Here is a 25,743-nt window from a genome sequence, read left to right on the forward strand (position 1 = left end):
CGGCTGCTCCTCAGTCGTGGGCCGTCAGTAGCTGCTGGTGCTGCTGCCGTCGATCGCACCCATCACACCACCGAAGAGGCAGCACAGCAGCACGATGACGAGCCACACACCACCGATGATGAAGGCCAGCTTCGACCACTTCTTGGACTCCCGGGCGGCGGCCTCGGCGCCCGCGTAGTCGCCCTGCTGCAGGGCCGGGTTGACCTTCGAGGCGTTGATGATGGCGGGGATCGCCAGCGGCCAGAAGAAGAAGATGGCCACGATCGACGCGGTCATGTTGTTGTTGATCGGCTGCTGCGGGTTGGGGTAACCGGGCTGCATCTGAGGTGCTCCTCGTTCACGTCGGTACGGCGTCCGTACCTGATCATTGGCTATGGGGTGCGGTGGCGGGCACGGCCCGGCCACCGGGCGACCGGCAGCGTACCGTGCCGGGGCGACACGCGTGATCACCCGAAACGTCGCCGCCCGCAGGATGGGCGTGCCGACCTGCCCGCTAGGGTGGCCGGGTGACCGAGCCCGCGTCCGTCGCCCGCCTCGTCGTCCTCGTCTCCGGCTCCGGCAGCAACCTCCAGGCGCTGCTGGACGCCACCGCCGACCCCGGCTACGGGGCCCGGGTGGTGGCCGTCGGCGCCGACCGGGACGGCATCGTCGGGCTGGACCGGGCCGCCGCCGCCGGGGTGCCGACCTTCGTCGACCGGGTGAAGGACCACCCCACCCGTGCCGACTGGGACAAGGCGCTCACCGCGCACGTCGCCGAGCACCGGCCCGACCTGGTGATCTCGGCGGGTTTCCTGAAGCTGGTCGGGCCGCAGTTCCTGGCGGCCTTCGGCGACCGCTACCTGAACACGCACAACACGCTGCTGCCGGCGTTCCCCGGCATCCACGGCCCCCGCGACGCGCTCGCCTACGGCGTCAAGGTCACCGGGGCCACCCTCTTCTTCGTCGACGCCGGGATGGACACCGGCCCGATCGTCGCGCAGGTGGCGGTGCCGGTCCTCGACGACGACGACGAGGAGACGCTCACCGAGCGCATCAAGGAAGCCGAGCGCCGCCAGCTCGTCGAGCAGGTCGGTCGCCTGGTCCGTGCAGGTTGGACGATCACCGGAAGAAAGGTCACGGTTCCGTGAGTGCCCCGCAGGACTCCCGCCGCCCGATCAGGCGGGCGCTGGTCAGCGTCTACGACAAGAGCGGTCTGGTCGAGCTGGCCCGGACGCTGCACGAGGCGGGGGTCGAGATCGTCTCGACCGGTTCCACCGCGTCGACGATCTCCGGTGCGGGGGTGCCGGTGACCCCGGTCGAGCAGGTGACCGGCTTCCCCGAGATCCTCGACGGCCGGGTCAAGACCCTGCATCCCAAGATCCACGGCGGGCTCCTGGCCGACCTGCGCAAGGAGTCGCACGGCGCGCAGCTCGACGAGCACGGCATCGCCGGCATCGACGTCCTGGTCTCCAACCTCTACCCGTTCCAGGCCACCGTCGCCTCCGGCGCGTCCCCGGACGAGTGCATCGAGCAGATCGACATCGGCGGGCCGGCGATGGTCCGGGCCGCCGCCAAGAACCACGCCTCGGTCGCCGTGGTGACCGACCCGGCCGCGTACCCGGCGCTGGTCGCCGCGCTGGCCGAGGGCGGGTTCACGCTGGCCCAGCGGCGGGCGCTGGCCGCCCGCGCGTTCGCCGACATCGCCGAGTACGACGTGGCGGTCGCCGACTGGTTCGCCGGCACCGCCGCCCCGGCCGAGGACGGCTGGCCGCACTTCGCCGGGCTGGCGCTGCGCCGGCAGGCGACGCTGCGCTACGGCGAGAACCCGCACCAGGGCGCCGCCGTCTACGCCGACCCGGGCAGCCCACCGGGGCTGGCCCAGGCCGAGCAGTTGCACGGCAAGGAGATGTCCTACAACAACTACGTCGACGCGGACGCCGCCTGGCGGGCCGCGAACGACTTCCCCGACGAGCCGGCGGTGGCGATCATCAAGCACGCCAACCCGTGCGGCATCGCCGTCGGCGCGGACGTCGCCGAGGCGCACCGCAAGGCGCACGCCTGCGACCCGGTCTCCGCCTTCGGCGGGGTGATCGCCGTCAACCTGCCGGTCTCGGTGGAGCTGGCCGGGCAGGTCGCGGAGATCTTCACCGAGGTGCTGGTGGCACCGGAGTTCGAGCCCGGCGCGGTGGAGATCCTCCAGGGCAAGAAGAACATCCGGCTGCTGCGCGCCCCGGCCTTCGCCCCGCTGCCGGCCGAGTGGCGGCAGGTCACCGGCGGGGTCCTCGTCCAGCAGCGGGACCGGATCGACGCCGCGGGCGACGACCCGGCCAACTGGAAGCTCGCCACCGGCGAGGCGGCCGACGAGGCCACCCTGCGGGACCTGGCGCTGGCCTGGCGGGCGGTCCGCGCGGTCAAGAGCAACGCGATCCTGCTGGCGAAGGACGGCGCGTCGGTCGGGGTCGGGATGGGCCAGGTCAACCGGGTCGACTCGGCCCGGCTGGCGGTCAGCCGGGCCGGTGCGGAGCGGGCCCGGGGCTCCGTCGCCGCCTCCGACGCCTTCTTCCCGTTCGCCGACGGCGCGCAGATCCTGATCGATGCCGGGGTGCGGGCGATCGTCCAGCCCGGCGGCTCGGTCCGCGACGAGGAGACCATCGCCGCCTGCCAGCAGGCCGGCGTCACCATGTACCTGACCGGCACCAGGCACTTCTTCCACTGATCCACCCGGCCGGGCCCGACCCGGCGTACCACCTGCGGCCGAGCGGCATCCGCGCTCGGCCGCAGGTGTGTCCGGCGGCGGTGGGCGGTGTCACCCCCCGCCCGGCGGGTCGCGCAGGGCGGCGAAGTGGCAGGCGCTGGGGTGCGGGTCGGCGGGGCGGGGGACGGTCGGCGGGTCCTCCCGGGCGCAGATCTCCTCGGCCTTCCAGCAGCGGGTGCGGAAGTGGCAGCCGGACGGCGGGTCGGCCGGGCTGGGCACGTCGCCGGTCAACCGGATGATGCCGGCCGCGCCCCGGGCCTGCGGGTCGGGCACCGGCACCGCCGACAGCAGCGCCTGGGTGTACGGGTGGGTGGCCCGCTCGTAGATCTCCTCCTCGGTGCCGATCTCGACGATCCGGCCGAGGTACATCACCGCGACCCGGTCGCAGATGTGCCGGACCACCGACAGGTCGTGCGCGATGAACACGTACGACAGCCCGAACTCGTCCTGGAGCTGCTCCAACAGGTTGATCACCTGGGCCTGGATCGAGACGTCCAGGGCGGAGACCGGCTCGTCGCAGACGATCACCTCGGGGCGCAGGGCGAGCGCGCGGGCGATGCCGATGCGCTGCCGCTGCCCGCCGGAGAACTGGTGCGGGTACCTGTTGACGTGCTCCGGGTTCAGGCCGACCACGTCCAGCAGCTCCTGCACCCGGCCGCGCTTGCTGCCCTTCGGGGCGGCGTCGGGGTGGATGTCGAACGGCTCGCCGATGATGTCGCCCACCGTCATCCGCGGGTTCAGCGAGGTGTACGGGTCCTGCATCACCATCTGCATGTTGCGGCGCAGCCGGCGCAGCTCGCCCCCGGCGGCGGAGAGCAGGTCCCGGCCCTGGAGGGTGGCCCGGCCGGAGGTCGGTGTCTCCAGCCGCATCAGCACCCGGGCGAGGGTCGACTTGCCACAGCCGGACTCGCCGACGATGCCGAGCGTCTCGCCCCGGCGCAGGGTGAAACTGACCCCGTCGACGGCGCGGACCGCGCCGACCTGCCGCCGGAACAGCACCCCCCGGGTGATCGGGAAGTGTTTGACCAGGTCGTCGACGGCGAGGATGGTCTCGCCCCGGACCTTGGTCGGGTCAGCGGTCGCGGTCATCGTGGACCTCCTGCGCGAAGTGGCACGCGCTGGTCCGGCCGTCGGCGAGGACCAGGTCGTCGGGCACCACGTCCACGCACACCTGCTGCACGTACGGGCAGCGGGGGTGGAACGGGCAGCCGTCCGGGATGCGCATCAGGTTCGGCGGCAGGCCCCGGATAGTGGACAGTTCCCGGCCGCGCACGTCCAGTCGGGGGATCGAGGCCAGCAACCCCCTGGTGTACGGGTGGGCCGGTGCCCGGTACAGCGGGTGGACGTCGGCGTGCTCGACGATCCGGCCGGCGTACATGACGGCGATCCGGTCCGCGACGCCGGCCACCACGCCCAGGTCGTGGGTGATCAGGATCATCGCCATGTCGAGGTCGCGGCGCAGGTCGGCCAGCAGGTCCATGATCTGGGCCTGCACGGTGACGTCGAGGGCGGTGGTCGGCTCGTCGGCGATCAGCACCTTCGGGTTCAGCGCCAGCGCCATGGCGATCATGACGCGTTGCCGCATGCCGCCGGAGAACTGGTGCGGGTGGTCGCCGAGCCGTCCGGCCGCACCGGGGATGCGTACCAGGTCCATCAGCTCGACGGTCCGCCGTCGGGCGTCGGCGCGGGACAGCCCGTCGCGGTGGCGCAGCGTCTCGCCGATCTGCCAGCCGACCGGGAAGACCGGGTTCAACGCCGACAGGGCGTCCTGGAAGATCATCGCGATTTCCTTGCCGCGTACCTGCCGGCGCTGCTCCTCGGGCAGGGTGAGCAGGTCGCGGCCCCGGTAGCGGATCTGACCGGAACGGATCACCGCCGGTGGGGTGTCCAGGATGCCCATGACCGCCTGGGCGGTGACCGACTTGCCGGAGCCGGACTCGCCGAGCACGGCGAGCGTCTCGCCCGGGTCCAGGTGGTAGGAGACCCCGTTGATCACCTTGGCCACCCCCTCGCCGGTACGGAACTCGACGTGCAGGTCGCGGACGTCCAGCAGGTGGCCGCCGGGCGGGGTGGGTGAGGCCGGCGTGGGCCGGGGTGCGGACTCGGTCACCGGATCTGCCTCTCGCTCGCGCCCGGGGTGGACATCGGCCTCACCGCAGCTTCGGGTCGAAGGCGTCGCGGATCGCGTCGCCGAGCATGATGAACGCGAGCACGGTCAGCGCGAGGAAGGCCGACGGGACGACCAGTGGCGTCGCCGACTCGCGCATGTGCACCCGGCCGGCGTCGATCTCGATGCCCCAGGAGATGGTCGGGGCCTTCAGCCCGATGCCGAGGAAGCTCAGCGTCGCCTCGGCGGCGATGAACGAGCCGAGCGCGATGGTCAGCACCACGATCGCCGGGGCGAGCGCGTTGGGCAGGATGTGCCGCCACATGATCCGGCCGTGGCCCGCGCCGAGCATCCGGGCGGCGGCCACGTAGTCCTGCTCCTTGGCGGTGATCACCGAGGATCGGACGACCCGGGCGGCGGTGGTCCAGCCGAGCACCGCCAGCACGAAGATCACCGCGAACAGCCGTACCGTGTCGCTGCTGGTGCTGACCCGCTTGAGCAGCACGATCGCGGCCAGCAGCAGCGGGATGCCGAGCACGATGTCGATCACCCGGGAGAGCACCGCGTCGACCCAGCGGCCGAAGTACCCGGCCACCATCCCGACGACCAGCGCGATCGCCCCGGTGAGCAGGGCGGACAACGCGCCGACCAGCAGCGAGGCGCGGGCCCCGTAGACGGCGCGGGCGTACGTGTCGCAGCCCTGGAAGTCGTACCCGAAGACGGCTCCACCGGACGGCCCGGCGTGCTGGCGGGACAGCACGCAGTCGCGCGGGTCGTTCGCGGTGAACAGCGACGGCACGGCGGCCATCGCGGCGACCAGCACGACCAGCACCAGGCTGATCCAGAAGACCGGTTTGCGGCGCAGGTCGCGCCAGGCGTCCCCGGCCAGGCTGCGGGGTTTGTGCGGTACGCCGACCCGGTCGGGCGTCCCGGGCTCGCCGGAGACCCCGCGCCGGGCGGCCTGGTCCTCCGTCGCCGCCACCGTCTCGAAGTCGCTCATGCCGGCACCTCGCTGCGTTCACTCATAGCGGATCCTCGGGTCGAGGACGGCGTACAGGACGTCGACCACCAGGTTGGCGACGAGGTAGACCACGACGAGGACGCTGACGATGCCCACCACCAGCGGGCCGTCCTCGGTGCGGATGCCCCGGAACAGGTTGAAACCGACGCCGGGGATGTTGAACACGCCCTCGGTGATGATCGCGCCGCTCATCAGGTTGCCCAGTTCGACGCCGAGGAAGGTGATCACGGGAATGAGCGAGTTGCGCAGCACGTGCACGCCGATGATCCGCCGCCGGGCCAGCCCCTTCGACCGGGCGGTACGCACGTAGTCGGCGCGCAGGTTCTCGGCGACCGAGGTACGGGTCAGCCGCAGCGCGGTGGCCAGCGACAGCGAGCCGAGCACGATGCCGGGCAGCAGCAGGGCCCAAAGGTCGGGGTCGGCGCCGGCGGTCGGGGGGAAGACCGGCCAGCGGACGCCGAGCAGGTACTGGGCGAGCGGGGCCAGCACGATGGTGGGGATGCCCAGCACCAGCAGGGTCAGCACCAGGGTGGCGTTGTCGAACAGGCTGGCCCGGCGGATGCCGGCGAGGACCCCGGCGGTGACCCCGAACAGGATCGTCACGGCCATCGCGATCAGCGCCAGCTTGACGGTGACCGGCCAGGCGGCGGCGAGGATGTCCCCGATCGACCGGCCGGTCAGCGACTGCCCGAGGTCACCCTGGAGCAGGTTCTTGAGGTAGTCGAGGTAGCGGTAGAGGAAGCCGCCGACGCCGGTGCGGTCGAGGTGGAACTTCTCCGTCAGGTACGCCCGCTGCGCCGGGGTCACCGGCCGTTCTCCGGCCAGCGCCTGGATCGGGTCGCCCTGGCCGGCGAACATCAGGGCGTACACGATCAGGGTGGTCCCGAAGAAGGCCAGGACCATCTGGAGCAGACGCCGCAGAACGAAGCGGAACATACTGTGCAGTCTTGCCCAAAAGTAGCGGAGACGGAGGCGGGTCGGGTCACCGTCCACCGATGACCCGACCCGTTGCTCCCGCCGACGGCCCCGTTGCCGCCGACGCGCCTGCACGTGCCGGCGGCCCGCTCGCCGCCGACGCCCTCCCGGACTAGCTGACCGCCTCGATCTTCAGCAGGTCGACCCGGTCGAAGAGGTCCATCTGGACGTTCTTCACCTTGGTCGAGTGGCCGAAGTTGTTCTGGCCGTAGCGCAGCGGGATCACCGGCAGGTCCTCGGCCAGCAGATCCTCGGCCGCCTGGTACTTGGCGATCGCGGCCTCCTCGTTCGGCGCCTTGGCGCCCTCGGCGAGGAGCTTGTCGAACTCGGGGTTGCTGTAGCCGTAGTAGTTCGACGAGCCGTTGGTGCTGTACAGCGGGCCGAGGTAGTTCTCCATCGACGGGTAGTCCATCACCCAGCCCATCCGGAACAGACCCACCGGCTGCTTCGCCTTGACCTTGGTCAGCAGGTCGGCGAACTTGGGCTCGGCGGTGCCGACGCAGTCCACGCCCAGGTTGGCCTTGAGCTGGTTGCAGGTCGCGTCGATCCAGTCCTTGTGCCCGCCGTCGCCGTTGTACGACAGTTCGATCTTCTTCGGGCCGCCGGCCGCCTCGTACGCCGCCTTCGCCTTGGCCGGGTCGAACTCGCCGGCCGCGCCGATGGTGTTCTCCCGGTAGCCGGCGACCACCGGCGAGACGAACGAGCGGGCCGGCTGCTGCGAGTCCTTGAAGATCGACTTGGTGATCTCGTCCCGGTCGATCGCCATCGAGATCGCCTTGCGCACCTCGGGCTTGCTGAACTCCTTCTGGAAGGTCGGGAAGGCCAGCACCTGCAACGACGACGCGGGGCTTTGCTGGAACCGGTCACCCAGGTCGGTGCCGGCGGTGGACAGGTTCTCGGTCGGGATCGTCTTGATCACGTCGAGGTTGTCCGAGAGCACGTCCGCGTACGCGGCGGTCGGCTGCTGGTAGATCCGGAACTCCACGCCGCCCACCTTCGGCTGCTCGCCGGGGAAGGCGTCGTAGCGCTCCACCTCGACCTTGGCGTCGTGCTGCCAGGAGCCCTTCATCCGGAACGGGCCCTGCCCGACCGGGGCCTGCTCGTAGCCCTCCCTGAGCACGCCGGGGGCCGAGAAGGCGGCCTTCGGCAGCGGGTAGAAGGCGGTGTACCCGAGCATCGACTTGAACTCGCTGTACGGCTCGGTCAGCGTCACCGTGAAGGTCAGGTCGTCGACCTTCTTCAGCCCGGACAGCCGCTCGGCGGCCGGCTCGTCGCCCTGGAGGTCGGCGTACCCGGCGATCTTCTCGAAGAAGTAGCTGGAGTTCTGCCCGTTGGGGGCGTACGCGCCGTAGTTCCAGGCGTCGAGGTAGTTGTCGGCGGTGACCTGCTCGCCGTTGTGGAAGGTGTAGCCGTCCTTGAGCTTGACCGTCCAGACCCTGTTGTCCGACGACGTGACCGACTCGGCCGCCACCTCGTGGGGCTTGTTGGCCTCGTCGTAGTCGACCAGCGGGCTGAACAGGGCGGCGAGCACCTGGGAGCCGCTGGTCTCGTTGGTGTTGGTCGGCACCAGGTGCTGCGGCTCGGCGATCTCGATCCGCACGGCCGCGTCGGGGTCGGACTGGCCGGTTCCGCTGCCGCCGCCCGAGCCGCAGGCCGCCAGGCCCAGCGTCACCGCGAGCGGGAGAGCGGTCCAGGCGGCAAGCCTGCGCACACGCATGGGGGTCTCCTCATCTCATGACGTAGCGCAGCCGGACCCGGCGCTGGGTGACTCTGCGCAACGTTCGGCAACGGTAGGCCGGGCTCGGCCCGACGACAACGACAGTGTTGCGATCACCGGCTACGCCCTTGTCGACGACGACCTTCGCTGGTATAGCGCTTTGGGCAAAATCCCTGCGTGCTAGCGGGGTGTCGAGGGCGGTTCCGGTGCTACGTCGCCCCGGATCGCCTGTCCCGGCACGGGGTCGCCGGATGTCCGGACCGGGTCCGACCCGGCCCGTCCGTCCCGTACGGCAGGTGGGTCGGCCGAAAACCCTCACTCAGGGTGAGTAATGGCACCTCACGGAAAGTCACGGGTTCCCCGTCGTCGGCCTGCCGTCCGCCGGCCATGAGACGATCTGGTCGTGACGGCGATCATCCTGGACGGCAAGGCGACCGCAGCCAAGATCAAGGACGAGCTGCGGGTACGGGTCAAGGCGTTGGCCGAGCGGGGCGTCACCCCCGGCCTGGGCACGGTCCTGGTCGGCGCGGACCCCGGCTCCGAGGCGTACGTCAACGGCAAGCACCGCGACTGCGCCGAGGTGGGCATCGCCTCGATCCGCCGCGAGCTGCCCGCCGACGCCACCCAGCAACAGCTCGACGACGTGCTCGCCGAACTGAACGCCGACCCGGGCTGCCACGGCTACATCGTCCAGCTGCCGCTGCCGGCGCACCTGGACACCCAGCGGGCGCTGGAGATGATCGACCCGGACAAGGACGCCGACGGCCTGCACCCGGTGAACCTGGGCCGGCTGGTGCTCGGCTACGACGGTCCGCTGCCCTGCACCCCGCGCGGCATCGTCGAGCTGCTCCGCCGGTACGACGTGCCGCTGCGCGGCGCCAACGTCGCGCTCGTCGGCCGGGGCAACACCGTCGGCCGCCCGCTCGGCCTGCTGCTCAACCGGCGCAGCGAGAACGCGACGGTCACCCTCTGCCACACCGGCACCCTCGACCTCGCCGCACACACCCGCGCCGCCGACATCGTCATCGTCGCCGCCGGGGTGCCCGGCCTGCTCACCGCCGACATGATCACGCCGGGGGCCACCGTGGTGGACGTCGGCATCACCCGGGTGATCGGCGACGACGGCAAGGGCCGCTACACCGGCGACGTGGACCCGGAGGTGGCCCAGGTCGCCGGCCGGCTCGCCCCGATGCCGGGCGGCGTCGGGCCGATGACCCGGGCCATGCTGCTCACCAACGTCGTCGAACGCGCCGAGCGCGGCTGACCTCCCCGGCCCGTCTCCCGGCCCGGCACCCGTCGCGCCGTCCGTCGGGAACCGGGCGGTGGTGACGTTGGCCCCATCCCGGGGATGGTCACCGCCCCTGGCCGAAACCGTGCCGGGGTGACTGTTACGGTCGGGAAAACCGACTGGTAGCAGGGAGTGGGACGACCATGGGTAAGAAGGTCACTGTCGTCGGGGCCGGCTTCTACGGCTCCACCACCGCACAGCGCCTGGCCGAGTACGACGTCTTCGACACCGTCGTCATCACCGACATCGTGGAGGGCAAGCCGGCGGGTCTCGCGCTGGACCTCAACCAGTCCCGCGCGGTCGAGGGCTTCGAGACCAAGGTCGTCGGCGTCACCACCGGCCCCAGCGGCGAGGGCTACGAGGCCATCGAGGGCTCGGACGTCGTCGTGATCACCGCCGGCCTGCCCCGTAAGCCGGGCATGAGCCGGATGGATCTGCTGGAGACCAACGCCAAGATCGTGCGGCAGGTCGCCGAGAACGTCGCCAAGTACGCCCCGAACGCCGTCGTCATCGTGGTGTCCAACCCGCTCGACGAGATGACCGCGCTGGCCCAGCTCGCCACCCAGTTCCCCAAGAACCGGGTGCTCGGCCAGGCCGGCATGCTCGACACCGCGCGGTTCACCAACTTCGTCGCCGAGGCCCTCGACGTACCGGTGAAGTCGGTGAAGACGCTGACCCTCGGCTCGCACGGCGACACGATGGTCCCGGTGCCCTCGCTGAGCACCGTCAACGGCAAGCCGCTGCGCGACGCGATGCCCGCCGAGCAGATCGAGGAGCTGGTCGTCAAGACCCGCAACGGTGGTGCCGAGGTCGTCGCGCTGCTCAAGACCGGTTCGGCGTACTATGCGCCGTCCGCCGCCGCTGCCCGGATGGCGCGGGCCGTGGCCGAGGACTCCGGCGCGGTCATGCCGGTCTGCGCCTGGGTCGACGGCGAGTACGGCATCTCCGGGGTCTACCTGGGTGTCGAGGCCGAGATCGGTGCCGAGGGCGTGAAGCGGGTCGTCGAGACCGACCTGGACGCCGACGAGCTGGCCAGCCTCAAGGAGGCCGCCGAGGCCGTCCGTGCCAAGCAGGCCGACGTCGCCAGCATGTGATCCACTGAACCATCCGCCGCAGGGGCGGGACGGCGGGAGCCGTCCCGCCCCTGCGCCGTCCCCGCCACCCACCCCGGCCCCCCGCCCCGGTGATCAAGAGGTTTAGGTCAGGAATCCCGGCTGGCATGACCGAAACCTCTTGATCACCGCCGCGGGACCGCCTGGCTTGGAGTGATCAAGAGGTTTAGGTCAGAAGGCCGGCCCAACGTGACCTAAACCTCTTGATCGCGGACGTCAGGTCGGTTGACTCCGGGTGATCAAGAGGTTCAGGTCAGGAGATCGGTCTGGCGTGACCTGAACCTCTTGATCACCGGGGAGGGGCGGGGAGGCGCGGAACGGTCGCGTAGCGCGAAGGCGCGGAACGGCAACCACCACCGGCCGTCGGCGGTCACCGAGGCGGGTTCGCGTCGGTCGGTTTCGCGCCGGTGTGCGGCGGTCGCCCCGGGGAATGCCTCCGTCCAGGGCTGGAAGAACGGTCCCTCACCGTCGGTGGGGCGGGGACCGTGATAGACCCGAGGGTGCGGCTGGCCGGCATCCGGTGGTCCTGGCAGATCCGGCCGTGGCGCACAGGGCGTTTTCCGCCGGCCGGTGCCGCCGGGTGGAGGCCGGCTCGGTGCCGCGAACCAGTTTCCAGTACGCTCGTACTGCTTGAGCACGTGTCCCCCGAGAGGAGCGCCGGCCGATGGCGAAGATCAAGGTAAACAACCCGGTCGTGGAGCTCGACGGCGACGAGATGACCCGGATCATCTGGAAGCAGATCCGCGAGCAGCTGATCCTGCCCTACCTCGACGTCGACCTGCACTACTACGACCTGTCGATCCAGCACCGGGACGCCACCGACGACCAGGTGACCATCGACGCCGCCAACGCGATCAAGGAGCACGGCGTCGGCGTCAAGTGCGCCACCATCACCCCGGACGAGGCCCGGGTCGAGGAGTTCGGCCTCAAGAAGATGTGGCGGTCGCCGAACGGCACCATCCGTAACATCCTCGGCGGCGTGGTCTTCCGCGAGCCGATCATCATGTCGAACGTGCCGCGCCTGGTCCCCGGCTGGACCAAGCCGATCATCATCGGCCGGCACGCCCACGGCGACCAGTACAAGGCCACCGACTTCGTGGTCCCCGGCCCGGGCACGGTGACCATCACCTACACCCCGGCCGACGGCGGCACCCCGATGGAGATGGAGGTCGCCAACTTCCCCGGCGGCGGCATCGCCATGGGCATGTACAACTACGACGAGTCGATCCGGGACTTCGCCCGCGCCTCGTTCCGGTACGGCCTGGACCGCAACTACCCGGTCTACATGTCGACCAAGAACACCATTCTCAAGGCGTACGACGGTCGGTTCAAGGACCTCTTCGCCGAGGTGTTCGAGAACGAGTTCAAGGCCGAGTTCGCCGCCGCCGGCCTCACCTATGAGCACCGGCTCATCGACGACATGGTCGCCGCCGCGCTCAAGTGGGAGGGCGGCTACGTCTGGGCCTGCAAGAACTACGACGGTGACGTGCAGTCCGACACCGTCGCGCAGGGCTTCGGCTCGCTCGGCCTGATGACCTCCGTGCTGCTCTCGCCGGACGGCCGTACCGTCGAGGCGGAGGCCGCCCACGGCACCGTCACCCGGCACTACCGGCAGTACCAGAAGGGCGAGAAGACCTCGACCAACCCGATCGCCTCGATCTACGCCTGGACCCGGGGCCTGGCCCACCGGGGCAAGCTGGACGGCACCCCGGCGGTCACCGAGTTCGCCGACACCCTGGAGCAGGTCATCGTCGACACCGTCGAGAGCGGCCAGATGACCAAGGACCTCGCGCTGCTCATCTCGCGGGACGCCCCGTGGCAGACCACCGACGAGTTCATGAACACCCTCGACGAGAACCTGGCCCGCAAGCTCGGCGCCTGACCCTCGCCCGTACCCACGGAACCCGTCGGCGGACCGCCGGCGGGTTCCGTCGTCTCCGGCGCGCGGCTCCCGCAGGAGGCCGCAGCCGCCACCCGCCCGGGTGACGGGCGCGTCACCGGCCCGGAAAAAGGTCGTTGAGCTGGGTGGACGTGGTGCCAGTCGCGTCCAGGGAGGTTGTCGTCGGCCGTCGCACGGCACCGGTGCCGGCCGGCCAGCCTTCCCGGCTGTCGAGCACAGCCAGCCGTCCCTTCCCCGCGGGGGGCCCTGTTCCGGGGCCCCCCGCGCCCTGCCTGCGGGGTCAGGCGGCGCGCAGCAGTTCGGCGGCCCGCTCGGGGGCGATGTCGTTGATGAAGACCCCCATCCCGGACTCGGAACCAGCCAGGTACTTCAGCTTGTCCCTCGCCCGCCGGACGCTGAACAGTTGCAGGTGCAGGTGACCCAACTCCCGGTCGATCCGCACCGGCGCCTGGTGCCAGGCCGCGATGTACGGCATGGGCAGGTCGAACAGCCCGTCGAACCGGCGCAGCAGGTCCAGGTAGAGCGGGCCGAAGGCATCCCGTTCGGCGTCGTCGAGCGCCGGGATGTCCGGCACCGGCCGGTGCGGCGCGACGTGCACCTCGAACGGCCAGCGGGCCGCCGCCGGCACGTACGCCGTCCAGTGCTCGTTGGCGGCTACCACCCGGTCACCGGCGGCGCGCTCGGCGGCGAGCACGTCGGCGTAGAGGTTGCCGCCGCCGGTGCGCTCCGCGTGCCGGCGTGCCGCCGCCAGCAGCGACCGGGTACGCGGCGTGACGAACGGGTACGCGTAGATCTGCCCGTGCGGGTGGTGCAGGGTCACGCCGATCTCCACGCCCCGGTTCTCGAAGCAGAACACCTGCTCCACCCCGGGCAGTGCGCCGACCGCCGTGGTCCGGTCGGCCAGCGCGTCGAGCACCAGCCGGACCCGGGCGGGGGAGAGGCTGGCGAAGGACGCCTGGTGGTCGTCGGTGAAGCAGACCACCTCGCAGCGCCCCTGGCCGGGGCGGACCGGGGTGAACCCGGTGATCTCGGCCGGCTCGTCGGCGATCCGCTGGCTCAGCGAGGGGAACCGGTTCTCGAAGACCGCCACATCGTAGTCGGGCGCGGGGATCTCGCTGTGCCGGTCGCCCCGCGACGGGCACAGCGGGCACTGGTCGGCCGGCGGGAGGAAGGTCCGGGTCTGCCGGTGCACCGCCACCGCCACCCACTCGTCGGTGAGCGGGTCGTAGCGCAGCTGGGAGGCGGGTGGGGGCGGCGGCAACTCCCGCCGGTCCGGCTGGTCCCGGACGGCGTCGTCCCGCTCGTCGAAGTAGATCAGCTCACGGCCGTCGGCCAGCTCGATCGCCGTACGCTTCACCGCGTCGTCTCCCGCCCGGTCGCCCGGCCCGTGCCTGTCACGATCACCAGTTCGCCCACCTTCTCGTCGATCACCCGGAGCGCCTCGGGGGCCAACCGGTCGTCGCTGACCAGCACGTCGGCGGCGCCCAGGCCGACGATGGAGGAGATGCCGACGGTGCCCCACTTGGTGTGGTCGGCGAGCACGACCAGCCGGTCGGCGGCTTCCACCAGGGCCCGGTCGGTCTCCGCCTCCATCAGGTTGGGGGTGGTGAAACCCGCCCGCTCGGTGATCCCGTGTACGCCGAGGAAGAGCAGGTCCAGGTGCAGCGATCGGATGGCCTCCACGGCCAGCGGGCCGACCAGCGCGTCGGACGGGGTGCGTACCCCGCCGGTCAGCACCACGGTCTGGTCGGGTCGGCCGGCGGTGTGCAGGATCTCGGCCACCGGCAGCGAGTTGGTCACCACGGTCAGCCCCGGCACGTCGACCAGGCGTCGGGCCAGCTCGGCGGTGGTGGTGCCGGCGGAGAGGGCGACCGCCGCACCCGGACGCACCAACTCGGCGGCCCGGGTGGCGATCGCGGCCTTCTCGGCGGCCTGCCGGACGGACTTGGCGTGGAAGCCCGGTTCGTCGGTCGAGCCCGGGTCGGTGACGGTGGCCCCGCCGTGCACCTTGGCCAGTAGGCCCCGGTCGTGCAGCGCGTCCAGGTCACGCCGGATGGTCATGTCGGAGACACCGAACTCGGCGGCCAGCTCGGTGACCCGGACGCCACCGGCGGTGCGGACCCGGTCGAGGATCGTCGCCTGCCGCTGCCGCGCCAGCATCCGCCGTACCTCCCGGGCCCCCGCACCTGCACGCGCTCGCACGTGTTCCAACAAGATTGAACACTAGCGCGCAGCAGGCAGCGGTGGAAGTGGAACCCCCGAGGTCAGGCGGACGGCAGCCGCGGCTCCACCCAGCCGGTCTCGGTCAGATGGGTCATCACCGCCTGCACCGCCTCGTCGATGCTCTGGTCGGTGGTGTCGACCACCAGATCGGCGTCGGTGGGCGTCTCGTACGGGTCGTCGATGCCGGTCATCCCGGTGAGCAGGCCGGCGCGGGCGCGGGCGTACAGGCCCTTGCGGTCGCGCTGCTCGCAGACCTCCAACGGGGTGGCGACGTGCACCAGCAGGAAACCCGCCCCGGCTGACCGGGCCATCTCCCGCACCGCGGCCCGCGCCTGCGCGTACGGGGCGATCGGGCAGCAGATCCCCACCCCCCGGTGCCTGGCGATCTCGGCCGCCACCCAGCCGATCCGGCGGACGTTGGCGTCCCGGTCGGCCCGGCTGAACGTCAACCCGGCCGACAACTCCCGACGCACCACGTCGCCGTCGAGCAGGGTGATCGTCCGGTCGCCCTGCTCGCGCAGCAGATCGGCCAGGCCCCGGGCGATCGTCGACTTGCCGGAGCCGGAGAGCCCGGTGAGGAAGACCACCAGCCCCCGGTGCCGACGCGGCGGGCGGGCCCGGCCCAGCTCCTTGGCCACCGCCGGCGGGGTGTGCCACTCGGGCAGCGGGAAACCCCGGTCGAGCAGGTCGTCGATCTCCGCCTCGCTCAGCGCGAGCTTGCGGTTGCGCGGCGGGATGTCGTCCCGCCAGCGCCACTGGCCGTCCCGGCTGTCGTAGGCCAGCTCGCGGGGGACCAGCACCCGCAGCCCCGCCCCGGACAGCATGCCGCCCGTGGACAGCAGGTGGGTCACCCCGTAGGCGGCGGAGATCCGGGCCCGCAGCAGCGCGTCGCTGATCTCGTCGGCCCGGCGGGGCAGCGGCACCGCGACCAGGGTCGCCGGGGGCATCCGGTCGCGGGCGGCGAAGATGCTGCGGACCAGGGCCTCGGTGGGCAGCCCGCCCACGCCGTCCTCGCCGACCGGGATCATCACCAGCAGATGCGCGCCGAGGGTCCGCGCCGCGTGCGCGATCTGCGCCAGCTGCGGCCGGTGCAGCGGACGGTCGGCGATCACCCCGAGTACCCGGCCCGGGGGCAGCAGCGGACGGATCTCGTCCGGGCCCCGGCGCAGCCGCTGGAACGGGCCGTGCCCGCCGTCGCCGAGCCGACGCACCGGGCCGCCCAGCCCGGCCACGCCCTCGCGGACCGGCCAGACGTCGGTCACCTCCAGCCCGGCCACCGGGGCGCCCTCGCCGTCGGTGAGCACCAGCGTCCGCCGGCCCGGGTCGGCCGGGTCCAGCCCGTCGGCGACGGCGGTGGGCACCTGGAGGGTCACCGGGACCGGCCAGGACGTGCCGTCGGCCAGTCTGCCGCGACGCTGCAACGAGGCCAGGTCGGCGCGGGTCATGAAGCCGGCCAGCGGGGTGTACGCCCCACTCAGCAGCAGCTCCAGATCGGCCAGCTCACCGGGGCGTGGCGCGTACGCGGGGGCGTCCCGCAGCACGTCCTCGGGCAGCACTGCACCGTTGCTCATCCGTACCCCTCACTCGCTGGCCGGATCACAGTTTCTCAGCCGGCCGGCGATCGGTCGAGAGTGCCACTCCACTCCCGACCCGGAAGTGGATCATCGGTGGCGTGTCCCGACCGGTCGGTGGGGGAGCGTCAACCGGCCGGGACCAGGGACGCGGCACCGAACGAGACCGCGAATCGCTGACACCAGATGGTGACACTGGTCAGCTCGGCGAGGTCGGTGCCGGGCGGGACGGCGTACGCCTGGTCGCCGCGGTTGCCCTTGAGTCGGCCCAGTTCCGCCCGGCGGCCGTCGTCGAAGACGTGCCAACCGGCCCGGCCGGTGCGGACCTGCTGGTCGGAGAGCCAGACCCGCAGATCCGGGCCGTTGGAGGTGTCCAGTTCGACCAGTTCCAGCCGGTGCCGGCCGTCGGCGGTGCGGACGATCCGGGCGGTGCCCGAGGTGTCGTGTTCGTGACTGACGAACTCCCCCCGGCTCACCACCACCGGCCGGGTGGCCGTGGGCTCCGCCCGGGGCGGGGCGCCGGCGGCCCCGGTCGGGGTGGCGGTGCCGGCCGGGGTGGTCCCGGCCACGCCGCCGTCGGCCGGTGCGGTGCCGTCGCCGGCCACGGTGCCGGTCGGGGCGGCGTCGTCCACCTCGGAGAGCCGTTCGTCGACCTGGCGGTCGGCCACCACTTTCCAGGGTTGGAACCAGTACAGGCCGAAGGCGGCGCCGACGCCGAGCACGGCGACGGCGACCCAGGTCAGCGGGGCACGGGACAGGCGACGGAACATGCCGTCCAGTCTCGCCGCGCCACCGCGAACGGTCACCCGTGGCCGGGGTTACGGAAGCCTTACCGCCCCGATCGACCGACTCGTCGGGCCGGTACGGCGGTATCGGGTGCGGCGGACACCGCCGTACCGCCGACCGGGCGCGGACCGTCGGCCCGGCCGACCGGGGCGGGGCTGGTCGGGGGCGGGAATCAGGGGCGACCCGGGGCGAATCCGGATACCCGCCAGGGTGCCGGCTCCCTAGGCTGGCGGACGTGACACTGATCGCGACCGAGTCGCTGACCAAGACGTACGGAGGCCGGGTCACCGCGCTGGCCGACCTCACCGTCGCGGTCGAGCCGGGGATCATCGGACTGGTCGGCGCGAACGGCGCCGGCAAGTCGACCCTGATAAAGATCCTGCTGGGCCTGCTCCCGCCGACCAGCGGACGGGTCCGTGTGCTCGACCTCGACCCCACCACCGACCCGGCGGCGGTCCGCGCCCGGGTCGGCTACATGCCCGAACACGAGGCGCTCCCGCCCGACCTGTCCGCCGCCGAACTCGTCACCCACCTGGGGCGGATGAGCGGCCTGCCCCGCACGGTGGCCCGCGAGCGCGCCTCCGAGACGCTGCGCCACGTCGGTCTCTACGAGGAGCGGTACCGCCCGGTGGGCGGCTACTCCACCGGCATGAAGCAGCGGGTCAAGCTCGCCCAGGCTCTGGTGCACGACCCGGACCTGCTGCTGCTCGACGAGCCCACCAACGGGCTCGACCCGGCCGGCCGGGACGCCATGCTCGCCCTGGTCCACCGGATCGGCACCGAGTTCGGCATCTCCGTCCTGGTCTGCTCGCACCTGCTGGGCGAGGTGGAGCGGATCTGCGACACCCTGGTCGCCATCGACGGGGGGCGGCTGCTGCGTGCCGACCGGATCGACGCGATGACCTCGGCCACCGACCTGCTCGCCGTCGAGGTCAGCGAGGGCACCGACCAGTTGGCCGGCCGGCTCGCCGCGCTCGACCTGCCGGTGACCCGCGACGGCCGGATGCTGCTCGTCCCGCTGGCCGACGAGCGTACCTACGACCTGATCCTCGGCGCGGTCGCCGAGCTGGACCTGCCGTTGCACCGGCTGGACCAGCGCCGGCACCGGGTGGCCGAACTCTTCGCCCCGAGGGAGCCCAGCAATGCCTGAGCCGACCGGCGTCATCCACGACATCGGCTACCAGCGCTACACCGGCCCGCGGCTGGGCCGCCGGCACGTCTTCGGCGCGCTCTACCTGCACGGCCTGCGGACGGTCTTCGGGCTGGGCCGCAGCGCCAAGGCGAAGATCTTCCCCTGGCTGGTGGTCGGCATCGTGACGGTGGTGGCCGCCGGCCTCACCGCCGTACGCAGCCAGATCGGCGAGGTGGTGATGACGTACGCCCAGTTCGCCGACGCGATGAGCTGGCTGGTCATCTTCTTCGTCGCGGTGGCCGCCCCCGAGCTGGTCTCCCGGGACCTGCGCAGCGGCGTGCTCCCGCTGTACTTCTCCCGGCCGCTGCCGCGTGACGACTACGCGCTGGCCAAGCTGCTCTCCCTGGCCAGCGCGCTGTGGCTGCTGCTGGGCGGGCCGCAGCTGGTGATGTTCCTGGGGGCTGCGTTCACCACCCCCGACGGCCTGCGCGGCACCTGGAACGAGCTGCTGGACCTGCTGCCCGGCCTGCTCTACGCCGGGCTGTGGGCGGCGGTCTTCGCCTCGATCGGTCTACTGGTCGCCTCGCTCACCGGCAAGCGGGCCTTCGCCGCCGGTGGCATCGTGGCGGTCTTCCTGATGACCACCCCGGTCGTCGGCGTGCTGTCGATCCTGCCCTCGCGGGCCGTCAACGAGCTGGCCCTGCTGGCCTCGCCGTCGACGCTGGTACAGGGGGTCGGCTCGTGGGCGTTGCAGGACCTGCTCTACCCGGGCGCCGGCACCGGCCCGCCGATCGGCGGCTTCGGCCCGGTCTACGCGGTGGTCGCCGTGCTGCTGGTCACCGCCTGCACCGCCCTGCTGCTGCTGCGATACCGGAAGGTGGCCGCCCGATGACCACACTCGACACCGACGCCCGGCCGGCGGTCACCACCAGCACCCTGGACCTCGCCGGGGTCTCCCGCTGGTACGGCAACGTGGTGGCGGTCAACGACGTCACCATGCGGCTCGGCCCCGGGGTGACCGGCCTGCTCGGCCCGAACGGCGCCGGCAAGACCACCCTGCTGCACATGATGGCCGGCTTCCTCGCCCCGTCCCGGGGCACGCTCACCCTCGACGGGGAGTCCACCTGGCGCAACCCGGCGGTCTACCGGCGGCTCGGGCTGGTCAGCGAGCGGGAGGCGGTGCACTCCTTCCTCACCGCCCGCGAGTTCGTGCTGGCCAGCGCGAAGTTGCACCGGCTGCCCGATCCGGAGGCCGCAGCCCGCCGGGCGATCGAGCTGGTCGAGATGACCGACGCCCAGAACCGCCGGATCGGCACGTACTCCAAGGGGATGCGGCAGCGGACCCGGGTGGCCGCCGCGCTGGTGCACGACCCGCAGGTGCTGCTGCTCGACGAGCCGTTCAACGGGATGGACCCGCGCCAGCGGCTGCACATGATGGGCCTGCTGCACTCCCTCGGCGACGCCGGACGGACGATCCTGTTCAGCTCGCACATCCTGGAGGAGGTCGAGCAGGTCTCCGGCACGGTGCAGGTGATGGTGGCCGGCCGGCTGGCCGCCTCCGGCGACTTCCGCACCATCCGCCGGTTGATGACCAACCGGCCGCACGTCTTCGCGGTCCGCTCCACCGACGACCGGGCGCTGGCCGTGGCGCTGATGGCCGACCCGTCGGTCGCGGGCGTCGAGCTGGACAAGACCGGCCTGACCGTACGCGCCGGTGACTACGGCGCGTTCACCCGGGCGCTGCCCAAGATCGCGCTCGCCCGGCAGATCCGGGTCCGGCAGTTGACCCCCGAGGACGAGTCCCTGGAGAGCGTCTTCTCCTACCTGGTGGAGGCCTGATGTCGACCGTTTCCTGGATCACCGCGCGCGGGCTGTTCGGCCGTCGCCGGTTCCTCATGCTGCTGCCGCTGCCGGCGGTGCTGGTGCTGCTGGCCGTCCTGTGCCGGTCGCTCGGGGTGGACCCGGGCCAGTGGGCCCCGCCGGTGCTGGTCGGTCTCGGCCTGGCCGTGGTGCTGCCGGTGGTGGCGCTCATCGTCGGCACCGGCGTGCTGGGCGCGGAGATCGACGACGGCACGGTGGTGCACATCCTGACCAAGCCGCTGCCGCGTTGGCAGATCGTGCTGCCGAAACTCGCGGTGGCCGCCGGGGTCAGCGCGGTCACCGTCGCCGTGCCGCTCTACGTCGCGGGCGTGCTCGCCGATTCGGTACGTCTGGGCCTGGGCCTGGTCGTCGCCTCGGCGCTCGGCGCGCTGGCCTACTCGGCGCTGTTCCTGGCGCTCAGCCTGGTCACCCGGCGGCCGGTGCTGCTCGGCCTGGTCTACGTGCTGATCTGGGAGGGGCTGCTGGGCAACTTCGTCAGCGGCACCCGGGTGCTGTCGATCCAGCAGTGGGTGATCGCCCTGGCCGACCGGATGGCCCCCACCGACCTGCTGTCGACCACCGTCTCGGTGCCGGTGGCGGCGGTGCTGACCGCCCTGGTGAGCGTCGGCTTCACCGTGCTGGCCATCGACCGCCTCCGCTCCTTCAGCATCGCCGGCGAAACCAGCTGACCCGGTCCGGCCGGCCCGGACTTTGATCGACACGATTGCGCCGGTGTGGCGGTATCCAGGTGCCCCGGATACCGCCACACCGGCGTTCGAGCCCGACCCGGCTCAGAACGCGCTGGCGATGACGAGTTCGGGGGCGCGGTCGGGGAGCAGGTCGAGGGTGGTGATCCGGCCGGCGGCGCGCACGTCGTCGGCGACCAGGGTGAGCTGGTCGAGCAGGCCCGCCGGGCCCAGCGCCTCGGCCAGCGGGACCTCCGCCCGCATCGACAGCTTGCGCTCGGACTTGGCCCGCCGGACCTGGCCCAGCGCGTTCCCGGCCAGCCGCAGCAGGGCCGGGTCACCGGTGCCGGTGATCGCCCGCCCCACCTCGTAGGTGGTCGGCCAGGGGGCCCGGTGCACCGAGCCGTACCGCCACCACGACCAGACCTCCTCGGTCACGTACGGCAGCACCGGGGCGAACAGCCGCAACTGCACCGACAGGGCGGTGGCGAGCGCCGCCCGGGCCGAGTCGGCACCCGGCCCGGTGCCGTAGGCACGTTCCTTCACCAACTCGATGTAGTCGTCGCAGAACCGCCAGAAGAACGCCTCGGTGGCCTGCAACGCGGCCGTGTGGTCGTACCCGTCGAAGGCGGCGGTCGCGGTGGCGACCACGGTGGACAGCTCGGCGAGCAGGGCGGTGTCCAGCGGGGTGGTCGCCGGGGTGCGCAGGGCGTCGGCGGCCCCCAGCCCCAACGCGAACTTCGAGGCGTTGAGCAGCTTGGTGGCCAGCCGCCGGCCCACCCTGATCTGCGCCGGGTCGAAGGCCAGGTCCATGCCGGGCCGGCCGTTGGCCGCCCAGTAGCGCACCGCGTCCGAGCCGTGCTGCTCCAGCAGCGCCATCGGGGTGACCACGTTCCCCTTGGACTTGGACATCTTCTTGCGGTCCGGGTCGAGGATCCAGCCGGAGAGCACCGCGTCCCGCCAGGGCAGCACCCCGTGCTCCAGGTGGGCGCGCACGACGGTGCCGAAGAGCCAGGTCCGGATGATCTCCTGCCCCTGCGGGCGCAGGTCCATCGGGAAGATCCGGTCGAACAGCTCCGGGTCGGTCTCCCAACCGCCGACGATCTGCGGGGTCAACGACGAGGTGGCCCAGGTGTCCAGCACGTCCGGGTCGCCGACGAACCCACCGGGCACGCCGCGTCGTGACTCGTCGTAGCCGGGCGGCGGCTCAGCCGACGGGTCGACCGGCAACGACGCCTCGTCCGGTGTGAGAGGGTTGGCATGGTCCGGCTCGCCAAAGGCGTCGAGCCGGTACCACACCGGCACCGGCACCCCGAAGAAGCGCTGCCGGCTGACCAGCCAGTCCCCGGTCAGCCCGCCCACCCAGTGCGCGTAGCGGTGCGCCATGTGCTCCGGCACCCAGCGCAGCTCGTCGCCCCGGGCCAGCAGCTCCGCCCGCAGCCCGGCGTCCCGGCCGCCGTTGCGCAGGTACCACTGCCGGGTCGAGACGATCTCCAACGGCCGGTCGCCGCGTTCGTAGAACTTCACCGGATGGGTGATCTCGCGCGGCTCACCCACCAGGTCACCGGCGTCGCGCAGCTGCTCCACCACGGCCCGCCGGGCGGCGTTGACCGACTGCCCGGAAAGCGCGGCGTAGGGTCCGTCAGGCACGCCGGCCGGCGGCTCGGCCAGCAGCCGGCCGTCCCGGCCGATCACCACCCGGGTCGCCAGGTCGAGATCCCGCCACCAGGTCACGTCGGTCAGGTCGCCGAACGTGCACACCATCGCGACGCCGGTGCCCTTGCCCGGGTCCGCCAGCGGGTGCGCGCGCACCGGCACCCCGACCCCGAACACGGGGGTACGCACGGTCGTGCCCACCAGGTCGGCGTACCGCTCGTCGTCGGGGTGGCAGACCAGCGCCACGCAGGCCGGCAGCAGCTCCGGCCGGGTGGTGTCGATCAGCACCTCCCGCCCGTCCGGCCCGGTGAACCGCAGCCGGTGGTACGCCCCCGGGCGCTCCCGGTCCTCCAGTTCCGCCTGCGCCACGGCGGTGCCGAACCCGACGTCCCACAGCGTCGGCGCCTGCGCCTGGTACGCCTCGCCCCGGGCCAGGTTGCGCAGGAACATCCGCTGCGAGGTGGCCCGCGCCGTACGCCCGATCGTGGTGTACGTCAGCGACCAGTCCACCGACAGCCCGAGCCGCCGCCAGAGCGCCTCGAAGATCTGCTCGTCGGCGGCGGTCAACCGTTCGCACAGCTCGACGAAGTTGCGGCGGGAGATCGGCGTCGGCTCCCGGCGTCGGGCCTCGGTGACCGGGGCGTCGGGCGGCTGCCACGCCGGGTCGTACGGCAGGGACGGGTCGCAACTCACCCCGTGGACGTTCTGCACCCGGCGTTCGGTGGGCAGGCCGTTGTCGTCCCAGCCCATCGGGTAGAACACGTTGCGTCCGCGCATCCGCTGGAACCGGGCCACCGTGTCGGTGTGCGTGTACGAGAAGACGTGCCCCATGTGCAGCTCGCCGGATACGGTCGGCGGCGGGGTGTCGATGGCGTACACGTCGTCGCCGCGACCGTGCCGACGCGGGGTCCCCGCCGTCGACCCGCGACCCGCTACGGTCGCCTTCTCCCGGTCGAACGCGTACGTGCCCTCCTCCTGCCAGCGGCGCGCCCAGCGTTCCTCGATGCCGTCCAGGGTGGGACGTTCGGGAACACCGGCGCGGGCCGTCCTCGCCGTATCAGTCATCGGTCGATCGTAGGCAGCCGTCGACCTCCCGCCCACGGCTTTACCGGGCGTGCCGGCGGCACCGCACCGGGTGCCCGGCACGACATGGGTCGTGGCGGGCCGAGTGCCCGGTGCGACGTGGGCCGGACCCGGTGGGCTACCGGTTCGAAGAGCCGACCGGCGGGGCGAGCAGCGGCCCCTTGGTGGCGATCTGGAAGTCGAGCCCGGTGCGGTCGTTGACCCGGTCGAGGATCACCGAGACCGACGCGTAGGTGTTCGTCTCGTCGGGGTTGGTGCACGGCCCCTCGCCGGGATCGCCGTTGTTGAGGATGCCCAGCGCCCGCCCGTCGGACTCGGTGAACAGCGGGCCGCCGCTGTCACCGGGCCGCGCGCACACCCGCACGTCGATGCCGCCGCCGGCCTTGCCGATGACCTCGCCGCAGCGGGTGCCCGGCAGGTAGCCGACACCGGCACCCGAGTCGACGTACTGCTCGCCGGCCTTCGGGGTGTACGCCGAGCCGGTGGCGCAGACCACCCAGCCGGCCTGCACGGCGGCGTACGGCGTGACGCCGGTGATCGGCACGTCGCGGCTGCCCCTGCCGGCGCAGGCCGGATTGTCGGCCACGCACCAGTAGTTGACCAGGCTCGGCGTGTTGCCGACACTGCGCCTCGGGTACGCCCAGCGGGTGCTGGCCCCCGTGGCGTAGGGCAGGACCGCGTAGTCGTTGGGGAAGTCGTTCTCGGCCAGCACCGGGTTGGTCGACTCGATGCCCACCGGCACCTTCGGCCCGAGGAACTGGTGCCAGGTGTCGTCCACCCGCTGGTGCCGGCCGCCCACCACGCAGTGCCCGGCGGTCAGCACGTAGTACTGCCCGGACTTCGCCCGGACGTTGAAGCCCGTGGTGCAGCCGCCGACGGTGCCGTCGTCGCGGGGCACGTCCAGCCGGATGCCGCCGCGCATCGGCGCCTGCGCGCAGTAGCGCGGGTCGCACGCCTTGGGGATCGCGCCCTCGTCGAGCCGGGTCCGGGCCCGGGCCGGCACCCCGGCCGAGTCGAGCGCACCGGCCAGCCGGGTGTCACCGGCGGGCACCGCGTCGCCGGTGAGCACCAGCACCTCGTTGGCCCGCTCGTCGACCACCACGTCCCGCCCGGCGGTGACGCCCAGCGTCCCGGCCAGTCGGGTCGCCGCCGCGTCCAGGTCGCGCCGCGAGTGCCGGGCCGGCACGACGGTGACGTGCCGGGCGTCCGGCAGCCCGGCGACCGCCCCGGCGACCGGGGCCGGGTCGGTGGCGGCGATGGTGAGCACCCCGCCGCCCGCCTGGTCCAGCCACATCCCGGCGTACGAGTCGGGGAAACGGGTGGCGAGGGTGTCGGCCAGCGGCGCGGACAGCTCCTGGAGGGCCAGCCGGCGGGCGGCCTCGCCCGGGGCGACCCGGTAACGGTCGCTGAGGTAGCTCACCGAGGCGGGGGCCGCCTGCGCGACCTGGGCCGCCGGGCGGGTCGCCACCGGTGCCGGACGCGGTGCGGCGGGCGTCGCGGCCCGGCCACCGACGTCGGTGCCGGCCGCCACCCGGGCCTCCACGGCGACCGGGGCCGCCCCGGCCGCCCAGGTGCCACCTGCCGGTCCGCCGGTCGGACCGGTGCCCCGGTCCATGGCCAACGCCACCCCGGTCGTCCCCATCGTGCTCAGCGCCAACGCCGCTGCCAGCACCACTCGTCCACGGATCCGCACGCCGCAACCTCCCCGTATGCCGGCGACGCGACCGACCCCGCCACGCCCGCCCGGCCGGTCGGACCGGTGGGAACAGGGTCGGGGCCGTCGATGCGGGCAGAGTCTATCCGTCCCCGGCGGGCACCGGTTGCCCCGTACCGTCCGGTTCGGTCCCGACCGCGTTGCTCACCCGCCGGGACCGGGCGGCGGCCGGGTGCGA

The 25,743-nt window shown here is 72.4% G+C and carries 21 protein-coding genes; 9 read left to right on the forward strand and 12 right to left on the reverse strand.

All coding sequences use genetic code 11. From position 1 onward, the window contains the following. Positions 1 to 24: 24 nt before the first annotated feature. Positions 25 to 321 carry a CD225/dispanin family protein gene (locus JQN84_RS08360; protein WP_088647169.1) on the reverse strand — a complete coding sequence of 99 codons (297 nt, stop codon included), beginning with the start codon at positions 319 to 321 and terminating at the stop codon, positions 25 to 27. 185 nt (positions 322 to 506) lie between these two features. On the opposite strand from JQN84_RS08360, the gene purN reads away from it, so the two are divergent. Both purN and purH read left to right on the forward strand, forming a co-directional pair. Continuing rightward, a complete protein-coding gene (purN, locus tag JQN84_RS08365) occupies positions 507 to 1,127 on the forward strand; it encodes a phosphoribosylglycinamide formyltransferase (protein WP_088647168.1) in 621 nt (206 codons plus the stop codon). Next, complete coding sequence (purH, locus tag JQN84_RS08370; RefSeq protein WP_204957780.1) at positions 1,124 to 2,695, forward strand: bifunctional phosphoribosylaminoimidazolecarboxamide formyltransferase/IMP cyclohydrolase; 1,572 nt, start codon at positions 1,124 to 1,126, stop codon at positions 2,693 to 2,695. Before purN ends, purH begins: the two co-directional genes overlap by 4 nt. 90 nt (positions 2,696 to 2,785) lie before the next feature. Here the strand turns inward: purH and JQN84_RS08375 are convergent, their stop codons facing one another. The 5 genes from JQN84_RS08375 to JQN84_RS08395 all read right to left on the reverse strand — a co-directional run bounded on the left by JQN84_RS08375 (position 2,786) and on the right by JQN84_RS08395 (position 8,554). Continuing rightward, positions 2,786 to 3,823 carry an ABC transporter ATP-binding protein gene (locus tag JQN84_RS08375; protein WP_204957781.1) on the reverse strand — a complete coding sequence of 346 codons (1,038 nt, stop codon included), beginning with the start codon at positions 3,821 to 3,823 and terminating at the stop codon, positions 2,786 to 2,788. Next, a complete protein-coding gene (locus JQN84_RS08380; protein WP_204957782.1) occupies positions 3,807 to 4,844 on the reverse strand; it encodes an ABC transporter ATP-binding protein in 1,038 nt (345 codons plus the stop codon). The genes JQN84_RS08375 and JQN84_RS08380 overlap by 17 nt, the downstream gene beginning before the upstream one ends. Before the next feature lie 40 nt (positions 4,845 to 4,884). Next, positions 4,885 to 5,841 (reverse strand): ABC transporter permease, encoded by a 957-nt coding sequence (locus JQN84_RS08385; RefSeq protein ID WP_204957783.1) that lies wholly within the window; start codon positions 5,839 to 5,841, stop codon positions 4,885 to 4,887. 18 nt (positions 5,842 to 5,859) lie between these two features. Continuing rightward, on the reverse strand, positions 5,860 to 6,798 hold the full coding sequence (locus tag JQN84_RS08390) for an ABC transporter permease (RefSeq protein WP_204924948.1): 939 nt from the start codon (positions 6,796 to 6,798) through the stop codon (positions 5,860 to 5,862). Between the two features lie 151 nt (positions 6,799 to 6,949). Then, on the reverse strand, positions 6,950 to 8,554 hold the full coding sequence (locus JQN84_RS08395) for a peptide ABC transporter substrate-binding protein (RefSeq protein WP_204957784.1): 1,605 nt from the start codon (positions 8,552 to 8,554) through the stop codon (positions 6,950 to 6,952). Between the two features lie 403 nt (positions 8,555 to 8,957). Between JQN84_RS08395 and JQN84_RS08400 the strand changes: the two genes are divergently transcribed. From JQN84_RS08400 to JQN84_RS08410, 3 genes are all read left to right on the forward strand, one after another. Next, positions 8,958 to 9,818, forward strand: coding sequence for a bifunctional methylenetetrahydrofolate dehydrogenase/methenyltetrahydrofolate cyclohydrolase (locus JQN84_RS08400; RefSeq protein ID WP_204957785.1), 861 nt, complete (start codon positions 8,958 to 8,960; stop codon positions 9,816 to 9,818). 167 nt (positions 9,819 to 9,985) lie between these two features. Further along, positions 9,986 to 10,936 carry a malate dehydrogenase gene (mdh, locus tag JQN84_RS08405; RefSeq protein WP_204957786.1) on the forward strand — a complete coding sequence of 317 codons (951 nt, stop codon included), beginning with the start codon at positions 9,986 to 9,988 and terminating at the stop codon, positions 10,934 to 10,936. A 682-nt stretch (positions 10,937 to 11,618) separates the two neighbouring features. Continuing rightward, on the forward strand, positions 11,619 to 12,836 hold the full coding sequence (locus JQN84_RS08410; RefSeq protein WP_204957787.1) for an NADP-dependent isocitrate dehydrogenase: 1,218 nt from the start codon (positions 11,619 to 11,621) through the stop codon (positions 12,834 to 12,836). Between the two features lie 298 nt (positions 12,837 to 13,134). On the opposite strand, the gene galT is transcribed toward JQN84_RS08410, so the two are convergent. From galT to JQN84_RS08430, 4 genes are all read right to left on the reverse strand, one after another. Next, on the reverse strand, positions 13,135 to 14,211 hold the full coding sequence (gene galT / locus JQN84_RS08415; RefSeq protein ID WP_204957788.1) for a galactose-1-phosphate uridylyltransferase: 1,077 nt from the start codon (positions 14,209 to 14,211) through the stop codon (positions 13,135 to 13,137). Further along, positions 14,208 to 15,014 (reverse strand): DeoR/GlpR family DNA-binding transcription regulator, encoded by an 807-nt coding sequence (locus tag JQN84_RS08420; protein WP_204957789.1) that lies wholly within the window; start codon positions 15,012 to 15,014, stop codon positions 14,208 to 14,210. Before JQN84_RS08420 ends, galT begins: the two co-directional genes overlap by 4 nt. Before the next feature lie 104 nt (positions 15,015 to 15,118). Next, on the reverse strand, positions 15,119 to 16,648 hold the full coding sequence (gene cysC / locus JQN84_RS08425) for an adenylyl-sulfate kinase (RefSeq protein WP_204957790.1): 1,530 nt from the start codon (positions 16,646 to 16,648) through the stop codon (positions 15,119 to 15,121). A gap of 128 nt (positions 16,649 to 16,776) precedes the next feature. Then, a complete protein-coding gene (locus JQN84_RS08430; RefSeq protein ID WP_204957791.1) occupies positions 16,777 to 17,418 on the reverse strand; it encodes a DM13 domain-containing protein in 642 nt (213 codons plus the stop codon). 308 nt (positions 17,419 to 17,726) lie between these two features. On the opposite strand from JQN84_RS08430, the gene JQN84_RS08435 reads away from it, so the two are divergent. Genes JQN84_RS08435 through JQN84_RS08450 form a run of 4 tightly spaced genes read left to right on the forward strand, consistent with a single transcriptional unit; the run spans position 17,727 to position 21,115 of the window. Further along, a complete protein-coding gene (locus JQN84_RS08435) occupies positions 17,727 to 18,584 on the forward strand; it encodes an ABC transporter ATP-binding protein (protein ID WP_255553919.1) in 858 nt (285 codons plus the stop codon). After that, positions 18,577 to 19,458: an ABC transporter permease gene (locus JQN84_RS08440; protein WP_204957793.1), complete on the forward strand. Its 882-nt coding sequence runs from the start codon at positions 18,577 to 18,579 to the stop codon at positions 19,456 to 19,458. The genes JQN84_RS08435 and JQN84_RS08440 overlap by 8 nt, the downstream gene beginning before the upstream one ends. Beyond that, positions 19,455 to 20,405 carry an ABC transporter ATP-binding protein gene (locus tag JQN84_RS08445; protein WP_204957794.1) on the forward strand — a complete coding sequence of 317 codons (951 nt, stop codon included), beginning with the start codon at positions 19,455 to 19,457 and terminating at the stop codon, positions 20,403 to 20,405. Before JQN84_RS08440 ends, JQN84_RS08445 begins: the two co-directional genes overlap by 4 nt. Next, the gene (locus tag JQN84_RS08450) at positions 20,405 to 21,115 is read left to right on the forward strand and encodes an ABC transporter permease (protein WP_204957795.1); all 711 of its coding nucleotides are present in this window, start codon (positions 20,405 to 20,407) and stop codon (positions 21,113 to 21,115) included. The genes JQN84_RS08445 and JQN84_RS08450 overlap by 1 nt, the downstream gene beginning before the upstream one ends. A gap of 102 nt (positions 21,116 to 21,217) precedes the next feature. On the opposite strand, the gene valS is transcribed toward JQN84_RS08450, so the two are convergent. Then, a complete protein-coding gene (valS, locus tag JQN84_RS08455; RefSeq protein ID WP_204957796.1) occupies positions 21,218 to 23,833 on the reverse strand; it encodes a valine--tRNA ligase in 2,616 nt (871 codons plus the stop codon). Between the two features lie 136 nt (positions 23,834 to 23,969). Next, positions 23,970 to 25,544: a trypsin-like peptidase domain-containing protein gene (locus tag JQN84_RS32220; protein ID WP_204957797.1), complete on the reverse strand. Its 1,575-nt coding sequence runs from the start codon at positions 25,542 to 25,544 to the stop codon at positions 23,970 to 23,972. Positions 25,545 to 25,743 lie beyond the last annotated feature (199 nt).

The organism is Micromonospora humidisoli, assembly GCF_016900955.1.
Classification (GTDB): domain Bacteria; phylum Actinomycetota; class Actinomycetes; order Mycobacteriales; family Micromonosporaceae; genus Micromonospora; species Micromonospora wenchangensis.

What these genes read in the sequence shown, in the direction of transcription:
- JQN84_RS08360 (WP_088647169.1), bottom strand. Translation starts at nt 321, where the DNA reads ATGCAGCCCGGTTACCCCAACCCGCAGCAGCCGATCAACAACAACATG.
- JQN84_RS08375 (WP_204957781.1), bottom strand. Translation starts at nt 3,823, where the DNA reads ATGACCGCGACCGCTGACCCGACCAAGGTCCGGGGCGAGACCATCCTC.
- JQN84_RS08385 (WP_204957783.1), bottom strand. Translation starts at nt 5,841, where the DNA reads ATGAGCGACTTCGAGACGGTGGCGGCGACGGAGGACCAGGCCGCCCGG.
- JQN84_RS08390 (WP_204924948.1), bottom strand. Translation starts at nt 6,798, where the DNA reads ATGTTCCGCTTCGTTCTGCGGCGTCTGCTCCAGATGGTCCTGGCCTTC.
- JQN84_RS08395 (WP_204957784.1), bottom strand. Translation starts at nt 8,554, where the DNA reads ATGCGTGTGCGCAGGCTTGCCGCCTGGACCGCTCTCCCGCTCGCGGTG.
- mdh (WP_204957786.1), top strand. Translation starts at nt 9,986, where the DNA reads ATGGGTAAGAAGGTCACTGTCGTCGGGGCCGGCTTCTACGGCTCCACC.
- JQN84_RS08410 (WP_204957787.1), top strand. Translation starts at nt 11,619, where the DNA reads ATGGCGAAGATCAAGGTAAACAACCCGGTCGTGGAGCTCGACGGCGAC.
- JQN84_RS08420 (WP_204957789.1), bottom strand. Translation starts at nt 15,014, where the DNA reads ATGCTGGCGCGGCAGCGGCAGGCGACGATCCTCGACCGGGTCCGCACC.
- cysC (WP_204957790.1), bottom strand. Translation starts at nt 16,648, where the DNA reads ATGAGCAACGGTGCAGTGCTGCCCGAGGACGTGCTGCGGGACGCCCCC.
- JQN84_RS08430 (WP_204957791.1), bottom strand. Translation starts at nt 17,418, where the DNA reads ATGTTCCGTCGCCTGTCCCGTGCCCCGCTGACCTGGGTCGCCGTCGCC.
- JQN84_RS08440 (WP_204957793.1), top strand. Translation starts at nt 18,577, where the DNA reads ATGCCTGAGCCGACCGGCGTCATCCACGACATCGGCTACCAGCGCTAC.
- JQN84_RS08445 (WP_204957794.1), top strand. Translation starts at nt 19,455, where the DNA reads ATGACCACACTCGACACCGACGCCCGGCCGGCGGTCACCACCAGCACC.
- JQN84_RS08450 (WP_204957795.1), top strand. Translation starts at nt 20,405, where the DNA reads ATGTCGACCGTTTCCTGGATCACCGCGCGCGGGCTGTTCGGCCGTCGC.
- valS (WP_204957796.1), bottom strand. Translation starts at nt 23,833, where the DNA reads ATGACTGATACGGCGAGGACGGCCCGCGCCGGTGTTCCCGAACGTCCC.